At 64.0% G+C, this 17247-nt stretch carries 15 protein-coding genes; 5 read left to right on the top strand and 10 right to left on the bottom strand.

What is annotated here, in order from left to right:
* The first annotated feature begins 25 nt into the window (after window positions 1-25).
* The 3 genes from KSAC_RS12525 (at window position 26) to KSAC_RS12515 (ending at window position 3854) form a co-directional block, all read left to right on the top strand.
* Window positions 26-1588, top strand: a complete 1563-nt coding sequence (locus tag KSAC_RS12525; protein ID WP_102324621.1) for a peptide chain release factor 3 — start codon at window positions 26-28, stop codon at window positions 1586-1588.
* A 107-nt stretch (window positions 1589-1695) separates the two neighbouring features.
* Window positions 1696-3072, top strand: a complete 1377-nt coding sequence (cysS, locus tag KSAC_RS12520; protein ID WP_132305662.1) for a cysteine--tRNA ligase — start codon at window positions 1696-1698, stop codon at window positions 3070-3072.
* Window positions 3069-3854 carry an RNA methyltransferase gene (locus KSAC_RS12515; protein WP_174234077.1) on the top strand — a complete coding sequence of 262 codons (786 nt, stop codon included), beginning with the start codon at window positions 3069-3071 and terminating at the stop codon, window positions 3852-3854. The genes cysS and KSAC_RS12515 overlap by 4 nt, the downstream gene beginning before the upstream one ends.
* A gap of 59 nt (window positions 3855-3913) precedes the next feature.
* Here KSAC_RS12515 and gltX read toward each other — a convergent pair whose 3' ends face one another.
* From gltX to KSAC_RS12495, 4 genes are all read right to left on the bottom strand, one after another.
* Window positions 3914-5251 (bottom strand): glutamate--tRNA ligase, encoded by a 1338-nt coding sequence (gltX, locus tag KSAC_RS12510; RefSeq protein WP_110546885.1) that lies wholly within the window; start codon window positions 5249-5251, stop codon window positions 3914-3916.
* Window positions 5252-5512: 261 nt separating this feature from the next.
* Window positions 5513-5881, bottom strand: coding sequence for a hypothetical protein (locus tag KSAC_RS12505; RefSeq protein ID WP_102324625.1), 369 nt, complete (start codon window positions 5879-5881; stop codon window positions 5513-5515).
* Between the two features lie 46 nt (window positions 5882-5927).
* Complete coding sequence (locus tag KSAC_RS12500) at window positions 5928-7091, bottom strand: beta/alpha barrel domain-containing protein (protein WP_102324626.1); 1164 nt, start codon at window positions 7089-7091, stop codon at window positions 5928-5930.
* A 30-nt stretch (window positions 7092-7121) separates the two neighbouring features.
* On the bottom strand, window positions 7122-8525 hold the full coding sequence (locus tag KSAC_RS12495) for a class II 3-deoxy-7-phosphoheptulonate synthase (protein ID WP_102324627.1): 1404 nt from the start codon (window positions 8523-8525) through the stop codon (window positions 7122-7124).
* A gap of 307 nt (window positions 8526-8832) precedes the next feature.
* Here KSAC_RS12495 and KSAC_RS12490 point away from each other — a divergent pair, with 307 nt between their 5' ends.
* Window positions 8833-9180 carry a hypothetical protein gene (locus KSAC_RS12490; protein ID WP_132305660.1) on the top strand — a complete coding sequence of 116 codons (348 nt, stop codon included), beginning with the start codon at window positions 8833-8835 and terminating at the stop codon, window positions 9178-9180.
* Between the two features lie 115 nt (window positions 9181-9295).
* On the opposite strand, the gene gorA is transcribed toward KSAC_RS12490, so the two are convergent.
* Window positions 9296-10696 (bottom strand): glutathione-disulfide reductase, encoded by a 1401-nt coding sequence (gene gorA, locus KSAC_RS12485; protein ID WP_118962456.1) that lies wholly within the window; start codon window positions 10694-10696, stop codon window positions 9296-9298.
* A 126-nt stretch (window positions 10697-10822) separates the two neighbouring features.
* Complete coding sequence (locus KSAC_RS12480; protein ID WP_102324630.1) at window positions 10823-11701, bottom strand: ferredoxin--NADP reductase; 879 nt, start codon at window positions 11699-11701, stop codon at window positions 10823-10825.
* Window positions 11702-11995: 294 nt separating this feature from the next.
* On the opposite strand from KSAC_RS12480, the gene KSAC_RS12475 reads away from it, so the two are divergent.
* Complete coding sequence (locus KSAC_RS12475; protein WP_132305658.1) at window positions 11996-14443, top strand: helicase-related protein; 2448 nt, start codon at window positions 11996-11998, stop codon at window positions 14441-14443.
* A 154-nt stretch (window positions 14444-14597) separates the two neighbouring features.
* On the opposite strand, the gene serS is transcribed toward KSAC_RS12475, so the two are convergent.
* Genes serS through tatB form a run of 4 tightly spaced genes read right to left on the bottom strand, consistent with a single transcriptional unit; the run spans window position 14598 to window position 17247 of the window.
* Window positions 14598-15869, bottom strand: coding sequence for a serine--tRNA ligase (gene serS / locus KSAC_RS12470; RefSeq protein WP_132305656.1), 1272 nt, complete (start codon window positions 15867-15869; stop codon window positions 14598-14600).
* Window positions 15869-16678, bottom strand: a complete 810-nt coding sequence (gene tatC / locus KSAC_RS12465; RefSeq protein WP_132305654.1) for a twin-arginine translocase subunit TatC — start codon at window positions 16676-16678, stop codon at window positions 15869-15871. Before tatC ends, serS begins: the two co-directional genes overlap by 1 nt.
* Window positions 16679-16682: 4 nt before the next feature.
* The gene (locus tag KSAC_RS17850) at window positions 16683-16856 is read right to left on the bottom strand and encodes a hypothetical protein (protein WP_408884732.1); all 174 of its coding nucleotides are present in this window, start codon (window positions 16854-16856) and stop codon (window positions 16683-16685) included.
* A 1-nt stretch (window position 16857) separates the two neighbouring features.
* Entirely contained in the window at window positions 16858-17247 is a 390-nt protein-coding gene (gene tatB / locus KSAC_RS12460) for a Sec-independent protein translocase protein TatB (protein ID WP_408884731.1), read from the bottom strand.

The raw sequence follows: 17247 nt of genomic DNA, 5'->3' as shown, positions 1-17247 counted from the left end.
CCTTTCCGCCGGGCCAGCCGCAGGAATGGACAAGCACGTGACCGCCAACGCTGCCGATACCTCCCTTACCGCCGAAATCGTCCGGCGGCGCACCTTCGCCATCATCTCCCATCCCGATGCGGGTAAGACCACCCTGACCGAACGCATCCTGCGCGCGGGTGGCGCGATCCAGATGGCGGGCAACGTGCGGGCCAAAGGTGAGCGGCGGCGCACCCGTTCGGACTGGATGGGCATCGAGCGCGACCGTGGCATTTCCGTCGTGACATCGGTCATGACGTTTGAATATGGCGGCTGCATCTTCAACCTGCTCGACACGCCGGGTCATGAAGACTTCTCGGAAGATACCTACCGCACACTTACGGCGGTAGACGCGGCGGTGATGGTGATCGACGCCGCCAAGGGGATCGAGGCCCGGACCCGCAAGCTGTTTGAAATCTGCCGCCTGCGCGATATCCCCATCGTCACCTTCATCAACAAGATGGACCGCGAATCGCAGGACCCGTTCGCCCTGCTTGATGAAATCTCATCTTCGCTGGCACTCGATACCGCTCCGGCCACATGGCCGGTGGGACGTGCCGCGAAATTCGTGGGCACATACGACCTGCGCAGCCGCGAACTGCATGTAAGCGAGGAACTGGACCAGTCCGACCCGCGCATGGTGCAGTTGAGCGAGGATCTGGAACTGGTTGAAGCGGCACTGCCCGAATTCGACCGGGAAAGTTTCAATGCGGGCCATCTGACGCCGGTATTTTTCGGTAGCGCGATGAAGGAAATCGGCGTGACCGACCTGCTGGACGCGCTGGCCGCCTTCGGGCCGCCGCCGCGCGATCAGGCGACCGAGACCCGCAACGTCCGCGCCGACGAACCCGCCCTGACCGCGCTGGTGTTCAAGATCCAGGCCAACATGGACCCCAACCACCGAGACCGCATGGCATTTGCGCGAATCTGTTCGGGCAGGCTGCAGCGCGGCATGCGGCTCAAGCACGTACGCATCGGCAAGCAGTTCGCCCTGCATACACCGCAGTTCTTCTTCGCGCGTGACCGCCAGTTGGCGGAAGAAGCATTCGCGGGCGACGTGGTGGGCATTCCCAATCATGGCACCCTGCGCATTGGCGATACGCTGACGGAAGGCGAGGACCTGCGCTTTACCGGCGTGCCCTACTTCGCGCCTGAAATCCTGCGCCGCGTGCGGCTGGATGATGCGATGAAGGCGAAGAAGCTGCGTCAGGCGCTGACCGAACTGGCGGAAGAAGGCGTGGTCCAGCTTTTCCGCCCGCAGGATGGCGCGCCCCCCATCGTGGGCGTGGTGGGCACGCTGCAGCTTGACGTGCTGCAGGCCCGGCTGAAGGGCGAATATGGCGTGGCGATCGGTTTTGAATCCACGCCCTACAACCTTGCGCGCTGGGTCACGGGACCACGGGAAAAGCTGGAAACCTTTTCCATGGCCAACCGCACGGCCATGGCGGATGACATTGATGGCGACCCGGTCTTCCTTGCATCTTCCGCGTTCATGATGCGTCGCACGGCGGAGGGAAACCCCGATCTGGCCTTTCATGACATCAAGCAGATCGGACAGGAAATCGGCTGACCGGATGGCCCGGCGGGACGGGTTGGCCGGGCATTCATCCGCCGCGTGGATGCTCGCGCAGATGAGGTCTTGCGTCCCACCGGCTGTCTGTCGCATCTAGACGCATCATGCCCGATACACAGCCCCGCCTGCACCTGCACGACAGCAGGACCCGCAGCACCGTTCCCTTCGTCCCGCTCGACCCGCAGAACGTGCGGGTCTATTATTGCGGCCCCACGGTCTATGATCTGGCGCATATCGGCAACCTGCGCGCCATGGTTACGGCGGATGTGCTGGTGCGCCTGCTGCGCCACCTGTATCCACGCGTGACCTATGTGCGCAACATCACGGACGTGGATGACAAGATCAACGCCCGCGCCCATGCCAACGGCGAATCCATCGCGGACCTGACGGCACGCACCATCCGCGATTTTCATGAGGACCTGCAGGCCGTCTCCATCCTGTCCCCGGATGCGGAACCGCGCGCGACCCACCATATCGGTGAGATGCAGGATATGATCCGCCGCCTGATCGAAAGCGGCCATGCCTATGAAGCGCAGGGCCATGTCCTGTTCGCGGTAAGTACCTATCCGTCCTATGGCGCGCTGTCGGGACGCAGCCCGGATGACCTGATCGCCGGCGCACGGGTGGAAGTCGCCCCCTACAAGCGTGATCCGGGCGACTTCGTGCTGTGGAAGCCATCGGATGACCAGACGCCGGGCTGGGACAGCCCATGGGGCCGGGGGCGGCCGGGCTGGCATATTGAATGCTCGGCCATGTCGCATCATTATCTGGGCGAAAGCTTCGACATCCATGGCGGCGGGTCGGACCTTCTGTTCCCCCACCACGAAAACGAACGCGCGCAGAGCATGTGCTGCCATCCGCACGGACGCTTCGCCAATCACTGGGTGCATAATGCGATGCTACTGGTGAACGGGGAGAAGATGTCGAAATCGCTCGGCAACTTCCTGACCGTGCGCGACGTGCTGCGGGACACCCCGCCCGAAGCCCTGCGCCTGCTGCTGCTGCGCGCGCAGTACCGTTCGGTGCTGAACTTTACGCAGGCCGGTCTGGATGAAGCGCGCCAGATGCTCGACCGCTTCTACCGCGCGCTGGAAAAGCTTGATCCCGGCATCACCGCCCCGCCGCCCCAGCGGTTCGTGCAGATGCTGTGCGATGACCTGAACACCCCCCGCGCGCTGGCGGAAATGCACGCGCTGGCCGATGACGCGCTGGCCCATGACGCGGCGGCTGGCGGCAACATTGCCGCTGCCCGCCTGAAGGCGGCGGGCAACCTGATCGGGCTGCTGCACGATACGCCCGAACAGTGGTTCCGTGGCGGGGTGGATGTGGATGCCAGCGCCATCGAAGCCCTGATTGCCGAACGGCTGGCCGCGCGCAAGGCGCGTAATTTCGCCCGCGCGGACGCAATCCGCAATGAACTGGCAGCACAGGGTATTGTGCTGGAAGATGGCCCGCAGGGCACGACATGGAGACAGGCATGACCGGACGTGACGGCGGGGCGGATATCGGCCCCATAGGCAACAGTCCGGTCGTTATCCTTGTCCGCCCGCAGATGGCGGAAAACATCGGCACCACCGCGCGCGCCATGGCCAATGGCGGCCTGTTCCACATGCGGCTTGTCGCCCCGCGCGACGGCTGGCCGCTGGAACGCGCATGGCGCAGCGCATCGGGCGCGGACCGCATTCTGGAAGCCGCCACGGTGCATGAAACGGTCGATGACGCAGTAGCCGACCTGCATCATGTCTTCGCCACCTGCCCACGCCCGCGCCACATCGTCAAACCCGTGCTGACCGCCCGGGGCGGTGCCGCAGAACTGCGTGAGATGACCGGGCGTGGCCTGAAGGTCGGGCTTATGTTCGGCCCGGAACGCGCCGGGCTGGATAACGAGGACATGGCCCGCGCCGATGCGCTGATCCGGTATCCGCTCAACCCCGCCTTCATGTCGCTCAATCTGGCGCAGGCGGTGATGATCATGGCCTATGAATGGTGGATGGCCGAAGACGCCACGCCCCAGCGCACCCTCATGACCAACGAGACGCATGTCGCGACACGGGGCGAACTCGACAACTTCATGCGCCACCTGATCGGTGATCTGGATGAATGTGGCTTCCTGCGCAACGAACAGAAGCGCGCGGGGATGGTGCGCAACCTGCGCCACTTCTTCCTGCGCGGGGAAGTGACGGAACAGGAACTGCGCACCCTGCACGGCGTGGTGACGGAACTGTCCCGCGGACGCAAGGCACGGCAGAAAGACGCCAAATAAGGGATGGCCACAACCACCCTTTAATAAAAAAGCCCGGTGCGAACCGGGCTTTTTTCATGTCAGCGCGCTGCAATCCGCAGGCGCCCCGCAACACGCTCCCGCCCCATGAGCGGCAGCAGGTCACGCATTTCAGGTCCGCTATCCTCCCCCGTCAGGGCAAGGCGCAGCGGATGGAACAGGGCGCGGCCCGTGCGGCCCGTGGCCTCCCGGATGGCGGTGGTCCATGTCTTCCACACCGTGTCGTCCCATGGCGCATCGGGCAGGACTTCGAGGGCCTGCAACAGGAAAGGCGTATCTTCCGCTTCCATTACCGGGGGCACGATCTCGCCCGCAACCACATCCCACCAGTGGCGCAGTTCGCCCGCCATATCCACATTGCCACGCACGGCAAGCCAGAAGGCTTCCGTCGCCCCTTCGGGCAGGCGGCTGCGGATTTCATCGAAAGGCATGGCGTGCATGATGCGGCGGTTCAGGCCCAGCAACTGCCGCATGTCAAACCGCGCGGCGGAACGCGAAACGCGGTTGAGGTCATAGCTGGCAGCCAGTTCATCAAATGACAGCGGGGCCGGGTCATCCGCGCTACCCAGCCGGGCGAGATAGGACACAATGGCCGATGGCTCGATCCCGTCCTGACGCAGCGCCCGAATCGAAAGCCCGTCAAACCGCTTGGACAGCTTGCCGCCGCCTTCATCCAGCAGGAGCGGCAGATGCGCGAAGGTGAAGCGGTTGCGCTTCGCACCCAGCGCCTCGGCAATGTCGATCTGCACGCCGGTATTGGTGACGTGGTCTTCCCCACGGATGACGTGGGTAATACCCGTTTCCATATCATCGACGACCGAGGCCAGCGTATACAGCACCGTGCCATCGGCACGGACCAGAACGGGATCGGAAATCGCGGGCAGCTTGACACGCGACGGCCCCATGACAAGATCGTTCCATTCCACCGTGCGATGGTCGGACAGCCGGAAGCGCCAGTAAGGCACCTTGCCATTGGCTTCAGCCTGCGCGCGCTGCTGGGGCGTCATGCGCAGCATCGCGCGATCATAAACCGGGGGCTTGCGCATGCGGATGCGCGCCTCGCGCTTGGAGGCCAGTTCCTGTTCGCTTTCAAAACAGGGATAGAGCCGCCCGCTGGCCTTCAGTTGCTCGATGGCCAGTGCGTAGCGGTCCAGACGATCCGACTGGCGGACGAATTCATCCCACCCGATACCCAGCCAGCGCAGGTCATCCTGCAGGGCCTGCACATACTCCTCTTTCGATCGACCGCGATCGGTATCGTCAATACGCAGCAGGAAGCGTGCATTGTGGCGGCGGGCAAACAGGGCATTGGCAATGGCCTGACGCGCATTGCCGACATGGATCAGCCCGGTCGGGCTGGGCGCAAAACGGAGTTTCATGCCCCCTATATGCGGCGATTACGCCCCAAATGCCAGAGAACACATGCGCAATCCGGTGTGGAATACACCGACCTGCAGCAACGGCCCGACATGCCGGCTCCGTCAGATTCGCAGCAGGGTATCTGAACAGCTTAGCCATCCAATATCCGACACATGGGGCGATTGTTTTAATGGGTTACGGGGAACGCCGCCTTGTTGAAAAAAGGCAGCACCCAAAACTTTTATGACTTCTGATAATTGCGAAGTGAACTGCGGGTATCCTTATGCCCCGTCATCCTCATCATCGCCACGGCGGGGATCAAACGCACGCCAGTCGCGTTCCATCGGGGTGGCGGCATGCGCTGCGAAATCATCCAGTTCATTGGCTGAACGCCAGCCCTGATCGCCTGCTTCCAGCACTTCCGCGTCCTCCCCAAAGGAGAACCAGGCCTTGAGAATGTCTGCCGCCGAAAGGCCGGGCATACGGCAGCGTTCGATGCTGTCGCGCACATAGGCGCGCGCAAAGGCGTTGGCCTGGATCAGGTCGGGGAAACCACCCACTTCCTCGACAATATTGTCCTCCGCGCCGCCTGACAGATCCAGAATCCGTACGCGCCACCCCCCTTCGGGGGCAAAAATGGTCTCTGACAAGATGAAGCCTTTCGTTATCCGTCCCCACGGGCGGGGCCGCGCGCTGTCAGCCGCCGTTACGGCGCAGCAGGAACTCGCGCCCGACCTTGACCCGTGGCGTGCCGTCATAGGCCACGATGTCCGCCGTGGCGTATGTTTCCGACCAGCGGTCGGGAATGAAGGAACCGGTCCCGATCACATCGACCGGGGCGTGGGCATCCGCCATGCTGAGGCATTTTTCCACACTGAAACCCGACGACGCAATGATGCGCACATGGGGAAATCCCGCCTCGTCCAGCACTTCGCGCATGCGCCAGATGGCGGCGGCGGAAACGCCGGTGCCGACAAGATAGCTCAGTTCCTTGTCGGAGCGGTAGCGCCGTATGCTGCCCGGCGAGTGGCGTTCCAGCACCGCGTATGAAGACTGCGGGTCCAGCCCCTCCAGAAAGCGGCCGCCATGGGTATCGAGCCGCACGCCGATGCGTCCGGTTGCGGCCAGTTCGGGGAAATGGCGGCAGACTTCCAGCGCATCTGTCACCTCGCGCCCGAAATAATCGACGAGGACGGCAAGGTCCATCTGGGGATAGACTTCATGAAACATCTCGGCCGCGCGCAGCGTGGACCCGGCATACCCCACCAAGGCGTGGGGCATGGTGCCCAGTCCCTTGCCGGTCCCGAAATAATGGGCCGTGGCGTCGTTGGCGCCCCCGACAAAACCCAGCGCGCCTTCCTTCTGCGCGGCGCGACTGCCGACGGAGGCGGCATAGGCCATCTGGTCCTGCATGTCGAAGCCCGCGCAGTGGCGGGCTTCCATCGCCATGAAACGCACATGCGGCAGCGCCATGGCCATCTGGTAGGCGTTATGGGCGGCAACGCAGGCCGGGCCAAGCTGCTGGAGCGCAAGTGTCTCCAGCGTGGCGAGCCATGCAAACGACCCGGTCACATAGGCCAGCGGTTCGCCCGCCCCCACCCACGTCCCTTCGGGAAACATGATGGTGCAGTCGATATCCACGCCCTGTTTCGCCGCCACGGCATGGAACCAGTCCACCATGAGGCGGGGGGCGGAAATGACCGGGCGGCGCAGGAAGATGGCGTAAGTCACCTTCCTGTCGCCAAAATGCTCCACAATGGCGCGCGTGCGGTTGAAGTAGGCATCCGTACGGTCGGCAATCACATCATATGCCGCCGGATCGGCCAACGCGCCCTGACCGGCATGGTCACCTTGGGTCATGCACCCTCCTGATCCCCCCTGATGGCGGGACTAGTCTGCCCCGCCAGCGATACGACCGACCCGCGTTTTCAGTTCCTCAGCCAGACGGAACGCCATCTCAAGCGACTGTTCGGCATTCAGGCGCGGGTCGCAGAAGGTTTCATAGCGTTCACCAAGGTCGTCTTCCGTCAAGCGGTGGGCACCGCCGATGCACTCGGTCACGTTCTGCCCGGTCATCTCGAAATGCACGCCGCCGGGGCTGGCGCCAGCGGCCTCGAACACGTCAAAAAACCCGTGAATCTCGGACAGGATGGCATCGAAGGACCGCGTCTTGACGCCCGATGCGGTCGAGCTGGTGTTGCCATGCATGGGGTCACACAACCACGTGACCGTGCGTCCGGTGGCCATCACTTTATCGAGCAGCGGCGGCAGATGATCACGCACCTTGCCCGCCCCCATGCGCGAGATGAGCGAAATGCGCCCCGCTTCATCGGTCGGGTTGAGGATATCGAGAAGCTGCTCCAGATCCTCGATGGTCGTGGTGGGACCGACCTTGATGCCGATGGGGTTGCGCACGCCACGCAGGAATTCGACATGCGCGCCATCGGGCTGGCGGGTACGGTCACCGATCCACACGAAATGGGCCGAGCAGTCATACCATTCGCCCGATGTCGAATCGATGCGGGTCAGCGCCTGCTCATAGGGCAGCAGCAGGGCTTCGTGCGAGGTATAGAACTCGGTCTCGTCAATCTGGGGCGTGGTGGCCGCCGTCAGGCCGCATGCGGCCATGAAGTCCAGCGTTTCGCCAATGCGTTCGGCAAGCTGGCCATAACGCTGCGCCAGCGGCGAACGTTCGACGAAGCCGAGGTTCCAGCGATGGACCTCATGCAGGTTGGCATAACCACCGCCCGCGAACGCGCGCAGCAGGTTCATCGTGCCGACGGACTGGAAATACCCCGTCTCCATCCGCCTGGGATCGGGAATGCGCGCAGCTTCCGTAAAGTCGGAACCGTTGATGATATCGCCACGGTAGGACGGCAGGCTCACGCCATCCTTCGTTTCCATATCGGAAGAGCGCGGCTTGGCGTACTGCCCCGCCATGCGGCCGATCTTGATGACCGGCACTTTTGCACCGAACGTCAGCACCACCGCCATCTGCAACAGTACGCGGAAGGTGTCGCGAACGATGTCAGCGGTGAATTCGCTGAAGCTTTCGGCACATGCACCGCCCTGCAGCACGAAAGCCTGTCCCGTAGCGGCCTTGGCCAGATGGGCGCGCAGGCGGCGGGCTTCCCCGGCGAAGACCAGCGGCGGATAACGGCGCAGGCGTGCCTCCACGTCCTCCACCGCTGCTTCATCAGGATATCGCGGCATCTGCCGCGCCGGAAACGACCGCCAGCTCTCCGGCGTCCAGGCCTGCCGGGAAGAACTGTTATGCTTGTGCGTCGCACTCATGGGTCGGATCCTAATTCCTCTTGATACAAGACAATCCCCGCCGCCTGTGGCGGAAGGGCAGCCTTTATGTCGAAAAAACCCCGGCAACGCAAAGCCTGTTCTGGGCTTTGCGGGGGATCGGTGGGGGCCTGCTGGCGGGAAATGTTGCATTGTCGCCACAAAGCCTGCGTATCATTACGCCAGAAGGTCGCATTGCCATGGGCCGGAACCCATATGTAAAAGCGACATGGTTGGGCTGTCAGACCGGCGCTTCCCCAAAAGGGGGCGGGTTGGCATGCTTGCCACTCAGGTAAAAGGATTACGGATCATGGCCACGTCACGTGGGAAATTCATAACCGCCCTATCGGCCGGGCTGTGCCTGTTCAGCGTGACAGCCATGGCCGCGCCCGCAGCGGACAGCAGCGATGAAAGCAGCCAGAACGAGGACCGGATGACCGTTCACGGCCAGCGCGGCCATCTGCCGCCGGGCTATGAGGAAGCGCCGTCCATGGAACTGAACCACGGTCCTGACCCCGACCATCTGGAACACGTCCATCGTGATTCGGTCACGGGCACGGATCTGTCGCGCTTCGGTTCCGCATACCAGAGCAGCGGGATCAATGGTGATGGGCAGCTTGGCGATTCCACCGGCAATGGCTGGGTCGCGCCGCGCTAAAGCCAGCGTGCAATATTAAATAAAAAAAACCGTTGGCGGATCGGTCCCCCAACGGTTTTTTCATGCCTGGCCGGTCCCGTACCCATGCACAGGACCGGCGCTGGAGCGTCCGCGCCTACTCCGCGCTACGCGGCGTGACGCGCGTGCGGGTCCGCATGGTCACGAATTCCTCCGCCGCCGAAGGATGGATACCGATGGTACGGTCCCAGTCGCCCTTCTTCAGCCCGGCGGTGACGGCAATGGCCAGCCCCTGCATGATCTCGGGCGCGTCATCACCCAGCATATGCGCGCCCACTACCGTCTGGCTGGCCTGATCGACCACCAGTTTCATGAACGTGCGCTGTGCCCGCCCGCTGAGTGTATTGCGCATGGGGCGGAAGCGGCTGATGTAAATATCCACATCGCCGTTATGGGCGGCTTCCGTTTCCGTCAGGCCGACACTGGCCAGCGCGGGGGTGAAGAACACGGCCTTGGGCGTGGTGGCGAACGACCACTGCCGCGGCGGTTCATTGCCGAACAGGCGGTCAGCCAGCATATGCCCTTCCGCAATGGCGACGGGGGTCAGGTTTAGGCGGTTGGTCACGTCACCAATGGCGTAGATGCCGGGGATCGAGGTCTCACCATTTTCATCAACGATGATGCGCCCGTTCTCCTGTGTCGCGACACCGGCCTGAATCAGGCCCAGACTGGCGACTTTCGGATGGCGTCCCGTAGCGAAGAATACGCAGTCCGTCTCGATACGGGCGCCATTGTCCAGCGTTACGACAAAACTGTCATCCGCCAGCCGGTCGATGCTGGTGGGTGACGCACCGACATGCTGGCGGATACCGCGCAGGTCGATGGCGTCATGCAAAGCGTGGCGCAGATCGGAATCAAAGCCGCGCAGCGGTAGCTGCTGGCGGTAGACCAGATCCACTTCCGAACCGAGACCACGGAAGATACCGGCGAACTCCACCCCGATATATCCGCCGCCCACCATGCACACCCGCGCGGGCCGTTCCTTCAGGTGGAACGCCTGATCGGAGGAAATGGCATGCCCGATCCCATCGATCGCGGGCATGGTGGGGGTGGAACCCACGGCAATGACAATCCGTGCGGCGGTGACCCGGCGCGGGGCGGCATGGGGGGCAAGCGGGGACGGGTCGATGCGCAGGGTATGCGCGTCCTCGATCGTGGCATGCCCGGTAAACAGGGACACCCCGGCCTTTTCCAGCATGGAGACGTAAATGCCGTTGAGGCGCGTGATCTCGCGGTCCTTGGCGGCGATCAGTTCGGCCCAGTCATTATGGCCCCGCCGCGTGTTCCAGCCAAAACCGTGGCTGTCTTCCACCCAGTCGCCATAATCGCTGGCCTGAACCATGAGCTTCTTGGGCACGCAGCCCAGATTGACGCAGGTGCCGCCCCAGTGCCGGCTTTCCGCCACCGCCACACGCGCACCATGGCCCGCCGCAATGCGCGCACACCGCACCCCGCCGGAACCCGCGCCAATTACGAACAGATCAAAATCATAACTCATGCCAGTTCCGCATCCTGTTCCGGCCGGAAGGACGAAACGGCACGCGTCGCTCCGGCAACAGGCCGCCACGCGACGGGGCGGCCCATAAAAAAAGCCCCGGCCAGCGCGCCCGGCCGGGGCATGGGATCAACGTTCGGCGAACGCCTTTTCCACTACATAGGCGCCAGGATGGGAGTTGTTGCCCTCATCAAAGCCACGTGCCTGCAGCATCTTTTCCGTATCGGCCAGCATCTCCGGCGAACCGCAGATCATGACGCGGTCATGCTCGGGGTCGAGTTCGGGAATGTTCAGGTCGGTAAAGATCCTGCCCGTCTCGATCAGCTTGGTGATGCGGTCGGTGACGGCAAATTCCTCACGCGTGACGGCGGGGTAGTACAGCAGCTTGCCCGACACGTCCTCGCCCAGGAATTCATGCTCGGGCAGTTCATGGCGGATATGGTTGGAATAGGCCAGTTCACCCGAGATGCGTACCGTGTGGCTCAGGATCACGTGCTCGTAACGGTCATAGCATTCCGGGTCCTTGATCAGGCTCATGAACGGCGCAAGCCCCGTGCCCGTGGACAGGAAATACAGGTTACGGCCCGGACGCAGGTTGTCCAGCAGCAGTGTTCCGACCGGCTTGCGCCCGATCAGCACCTTGTCGCCCACCTTCACATGGCGCAGGCGCGATGTCAGCGGGCCATCGGGCACGGCGATCGACAGGAATTCGAGGTGATCCTCGTAATTCGCGCTGGCGATGCTGTAGGCGCGCAGCAGCGGCTTGCCCTCGACCTCGATGCCGATCATCGTGAACTGGCCGTTCTCGAAGCGCAGCGCCGGGTCGCGCGTGGTGGTGAAGCTGAACAGCCGGTCGGTCCAGTGATGAACCGACAGAACGGTTTCAGCGTTCAGGTGTCCGTATTCCTTGCTCGGCTCGGCGAGGTGGAACACGCCTTCCTGCCCCTCGACCGGTGCAAGCCCGGTGAGCATGGTCTCGGAAGTTGGCATAATCAACGTATCGGACATCAGGTTGTCATTCTCCCGGCTGGAGGGACCGCGGACACAGGATCTCCTGAAACATGCCCCCCACCGCACTGCGTGGCTGAGGCGGGAATGTTTAGGCCATCCACAGCGTGGAATTCCAGCACAAACAAATATATCACGCGCCACGGGAAGCTGAATTCACCGCACAATGCCCATGCCGGGGCGCTCATGTCACGTCACACGCGTACGATGCGGGCCTGTATTCAATGAATTCGCGTATGGATGCAAGTACTGAGTCCATTGTCCCCGCCGCGTGGATGACGCACATAGATAGACATGACTTCAGAATTCCCCGACCGGGCCGCCCCGGCCCTGCTGGCGCTGGACGCCGCGATTGCCTCCAGCGGGCTGCATGTTGAAAACCGCGAACGCCCGAAGCTGGAGCGCGTGATCGCCCGCATGCTGCAACCCGGCGCCGACCGGATAGATGACGCCGCCTTCCGCGCGGCCATATGCACCGTCCGGCGCAAGCCGTGGGGTTCGCGCCTGATGGACCTTACGCGCCGCGCAGGGCAGGTATGGGTTACACGCGCGGATACGGAGGCCGCCGCCATAACGGTGGATGATCCCGAACCCGACGATGCGCGCCTGCTTGCCGCCCTCGCCCCCGTGATGCAGGCCAGACTGCGCGCGCAGGGCGATACGCCACGCGCGGCGGTGGACAATATCCGTGCCGACCTGTTCGATGGCACCGGCCGGGTCCTCTCCCCCGGTGAACTCGGCACGCTTGCCCGTGCGGTGGCGGATGCCTTCGCCCTGGCCGATACGGACACCTTCGCTACCGATCTGGAGCGTGAGGAAAGCAGCCGCAAGGACCGGGACGCAAAAATCGAGGATACGGCCCGCGCCCGCAGACGCGAGGAAGTCCAGCGCCTGCGCGCATGGGAAAAAAGCCTTGTCCCGTTCAGCGATGTGCCGGGCCTGCTGCGCTGTTCCCAGCGCGAGGCCCTGCGCTGGATTGCGGAAAACCGCCTGCCCGTCGCCCGTCGCGTGCCCCAGTCCAACGGGCAGGAACGCTGGGAGTTCGATCCCGCCGAACTCATGGCCCTGCGCCAGCAGATTCCCGAATGGCGCAGGGATGGAACAGACAGCACCAGCCGCGCCCCCATCGCGCCCGATCTTGGCAACCGGCGCGTGGGCAATGCGGTCATCGCGCAGGTGGCGGCCCTTGACCGCTACGCCGCCCATTTCCGCACCGCACGCGCGCTCAACCGCCGCATCACACTGGTGACGGGACCGACCAACAGCGGCAAGTCGCATACGGCCCTTGATGCGCTGGCACAGGCGGAAAGCGGGCTGGCGCTGGCCCCGCTACGCCTGCTGGCGCATGAGTTCCGCGAGTCGCTCATGGCACGCGGGGTGCCCACATCCCTTGCCACGGGGGAAGAACGCATCGACATGCCCGGCAGCCGCCATCTGGCCGCAACCGTGGAAATGTGCCCGCTGAACAATCCCGTCGATGTCGCGATCATCGATGAAGCCCAGATGCTGACCGACCCCGACCGGGGGGCGGCATGGACGGCAGCCATCATGGGAGCACCCGCACGGCACCTGTTCGTGCTGGGCGCGCCAGACTGCATTCCCATGGTGAAGCGCATTGCGGAACTGTGCGGGGACCCGGTGGACGAAATCCGGCTGGAACGCAAAAGCCCGCTGGTTGCCGCCGAACGGGCCGTAAGCCTGCATGAACTGCAGAAGCATGATGCGCTGATCGCCTTTTCCCGGCGCGAGGTGCTGGACCTGCGCGCGATGCTGCTGGCGCATGGCAAGCGGGTGGCGGTGGTGTACGGCGCACTCAGCCCCGAAGTCCGCCGCGCGGAAGCCCAGCGTTTCAATAATGGCGACGCCGATATCCTGATCGCGACCGACGCCATCGGCATGGGACTGAACCTGACCATCCGCCGGGTCGTGTTCGCGGCCCTGCGCAAATATGACGGCAACCAGACGCGCGACCTCAACCCGCAGGAAGTCAAGCAGATCGGCGGTCGCGCCGGACGTTTCGGCAAGCATGAACAGGGCGTCGTCGCCGTACTGGAAGGGGTGGGCAGCCCATCGTTCATCCATGCCATGCTGGCAGCCCCGCCCCAGCCGATCGAGGACATGCGCCCGCAGGTCCAGCCGGACGCCGACATCGTGCAGGCCGTCGCGGCCGAAATCGGGTCGGACAGCCTGTTTGGCGTGCTGGTGCGCATCCGCCGCGCGGTGCTGCGCCGTGACGATCCGAATTACCGGCTGGCCAACATGGAACAGGCCTTCGCCATCGCAACCGCACTGGAAGGTGTGGCTGACCTGACACTGGCGCAGCGCTGGGTCTACGCCATGTGCCCGGTTGATGACCGTGACAATGGCATCCAGCGTCTTGTCCACTGGGCGGCGGACCATGCCGCGGGCAACAGCGTGGCCCCGCCGGGCACCGGTCCCCTGCCCGCGCCGGAACGGGCGGAACGTACCGAACTGGAACGCGCGGAAAAGCGGCACAAGCGGCTGGTGGCATGGCGCTGGCTGGCGCTGCGCTTCCCCGAAGCCTACGTCAACCGCGAGGAAGCGGAAGCCACGACCGCGCGCCTCAATGACTGGATCGAAGACGTGCTGCGCCAGCAGAGCATCCGCGCCCGCACGCCCCGGACATCCCCCTTCAGCCCGGACAGACGGAGCAGCCCGCCGGGACGGCGCAACCGCGACGCGGCCCCCGGCGGCAAGCGCCCGCCCCGCAAACGGCGGTGACGCGGGCGGGGCGCACCCTGCCCCGTACCACTTCCTTCATGGCGCCCGTGAAGGCGGATCTGGGAACAGAAAGCAGAACGGGCAGGCACGGGACACTGCCCGCTCCATCCAACACGGTGCCCGGCGGTAGTACCCGCCAGCCCTGCTACGGATTTCAGCCCGCGCGGATAACTTCCACCCCGGCCATGTAGGGACGCAGCACGTCGGGCACGGTGACGCTGCCATCTTCGTTCTGGTAATTTTCTATCACGGCGATCAGCGTGCGGCCCACGGCCAGCCCCGAACCGTTCAGGGTATGGACGAAGGCAGGCTTGCCATCCCCCGCGCGGAAACGGGCGTTCATGCGGCGGGCCTGAAAATCGCGCGTGGTGGAACACGACGAAATCTCGCGCCACGCCTGCTGGCCCGGCAACCATGCCTCAAGATCGAAGGTCTTTGCGGCGCCAAAGCCGGTATCCCCTGCGCAGAGCAGCATGCGCCGGTAGGGAATGCCCAGCCCTTCCAGCACCATTTCCGCGCAGCGCGTCATGCGCTCATGCTCGGCATCGCTTTCTTCCGGCGCGGTGATGCTGACCATCTCCACTTTCTGGAACTGATGCTGGCGCAGCATGCCACGGGTATCACGTCCCGCGGCACCTGCCTCACTACGGAAGCATGAAGACAGGGCGACAAGGCGCAGCGGCAGCACGTCCGCAGGCAGGATCTGGCCCGATACGGTGGCGGTCAGCGGCACCTCCGCCGTGGGGATCAGCCAGCGGCCATCTTCCGTGCGGAAGGACTGATCGGCGAATTTGGGCAGCTTGTCGGTGCCATACATGGCTTCGCTGTTGACCAGAACGGGAACGGCCGTTTCCTCATACCCGTTGCTGCCGGTATGCAGGTCCAGCATGTACTGGCCCAGCGCGCGCTCCAGACGGGCAAGCTGGCCACGCAGCACCACGAACCGCGTGCCCGACAGGCGGGATGCGGTTTCGAAATCCATCATGCCCAGCGCTTCGCCCAGCTCGTAATGCTCACGCGGGGTAAAGGCGAACTCCTTGGGCGTTCCCTTCTGGTGGACCTGCACGTTGCCGCTTTCGTCCGCACCGTCGGGCACGGTCGCGTCAAGCTGGTTGGGCAGGCGTTCCAGCGTGTTGCGCAACTGGCCGTCCAGCGTATCCACCTGCGTCTGGAGTTCTTCCATCCGCGCCTTGCCTGATGCCACCTCGGCCTCAAGGTCGGAGGTATCGCAGCCCTTGCGGCGCAGCGCCCCGATTTCCTTGGAGATCGTGCGCCTGCGGGACTGGAGTTCCTGCAGTTCGGTTTCCGCCGCGCGGCGTTCCCTGTCCAGCACAAGCACGGTGGAAGCCACGGCAGGCTCCCCGCGCCGCTTCAGGGCGGCGTCAAAACCATCGGGGTCAGCGCGGAGGGCGCGCAGGTCGTGCATCAGGGTGTCTCCTCGGTCTCTTCAGGCGGATTGCGCGGCTCGACAAGGCGGGCGCAAAGAATGGAAATCTCGTAAAGCACGATCAGCGGCACGGCCAGTCCGGTCTGGGTAATCACGTCGGGCGGCGTCAGGATGGCCGCGACCACGAACGCGCCCACATAGGCGTAACGCCGTACCTTCGCCAGTCCCTTCGATGTCACCAGCCCCACCCGCGCCATGAGCGTCAGCACCACCGGCAGTTCAAACGCCATGCCGAACGCCATGATGAGCTTCATGACAAGCGACAGGTATTCCGACACCTTGGCCTGCAGTTCGATCTGCAGCCCGTCCTGTCCATCCGCCGTCTGGAAGGAGAGGAAGAACTTCCACGCGGCAGGGAAAATGAAATAATAGGCCAGCGCGGCACCCAGGGCGAACATGATCGGCGTCGCGACAAGGAAAGGTGCGAAAGCACGTTTTTCGCTACGGTACAGTCCGGGCGCGATGAATATCCACGCCTGCACCGCCACCATGGGAAAGGACAGGCAGGCCGCGCCAAAGAAGGCGACCTTCATGTAAGTGAAGAATGCCTCATACAGCGCGGTATAGATCAGGTGCGGCTGTTCCCCCTTCTGCCGCATGATCGTGCCAAGCGGACGGGCAAGGAAGAAGTAGATCTGTTCCGAATAATAGTAACAGACGGCGAAACACACCACGAACGTCGCCATGGACCACAGCAGCCTGCGCCGCAATTCCACCAGATGCTCCAGCAGCGGCATGGGCTGGTCGTTGATCGAATCCTCGTTCAGGGTCCTGTCTCCTGCGTCCATCGCGTTAGGTATTCCTGCCTGCCGTCATGACGGATACGCGCTGGCCCCGATGGATGACGCGCACCGGCGGCAGGAAGGCCGGCGGCGCCAGATGGGGCAGCTCGGCGGCAATGCGGCGTGCGGTGCGGGGCGGCAGGAAATCCGGCGCATCAGGCACCGGTCCCGTATCGCGGTCCATCTCATCCACAAGGGGCGGAATGTAATGACGGGCGGGCAGCGGACGTTCCGGCAGGGGGGGCGCTGTCCCGGCGACGGGGATGGCGGGGCGGGTTTTCCACCAGCGGCGGCATGGTCAGCGAACGGCGCAGCGCGCCATCACCATCAATGGCCTTCATCAGCTTGTCGCGCACGTTCAGCCGCCCCAACTGGCCAAGCTGGTCGCGCGCTTCGGTCAGGTCGGCTTCGCGCACCATCTCGTCAACATGGGACTGGAACTCGGTCGCAAGCCCGCGTGCCTTCTTGATCAGGCCCGTGACCGTGCGGATGGCGACGGGCATGTCCTTCGGGCCGATCAGCAACAGGCCGACCACCCCGACAAGGGCAAATTCAGACCACGCGAAATCGAACAT

Origin of the sequence: Komagataeibacter saccharivorans (assembly GCF_004348195.1) — a bacterium.
Lineage (GTDB): Bacteria > Pseudomonadota > Alphaproteobacteria > Acetobacterales > Acetobacteraceae > Komagataeibacter > Komagataeibacter saccharivorans.
This window is presented reverse-complemented; position numbering and strand designations above follow the sequence as displayed.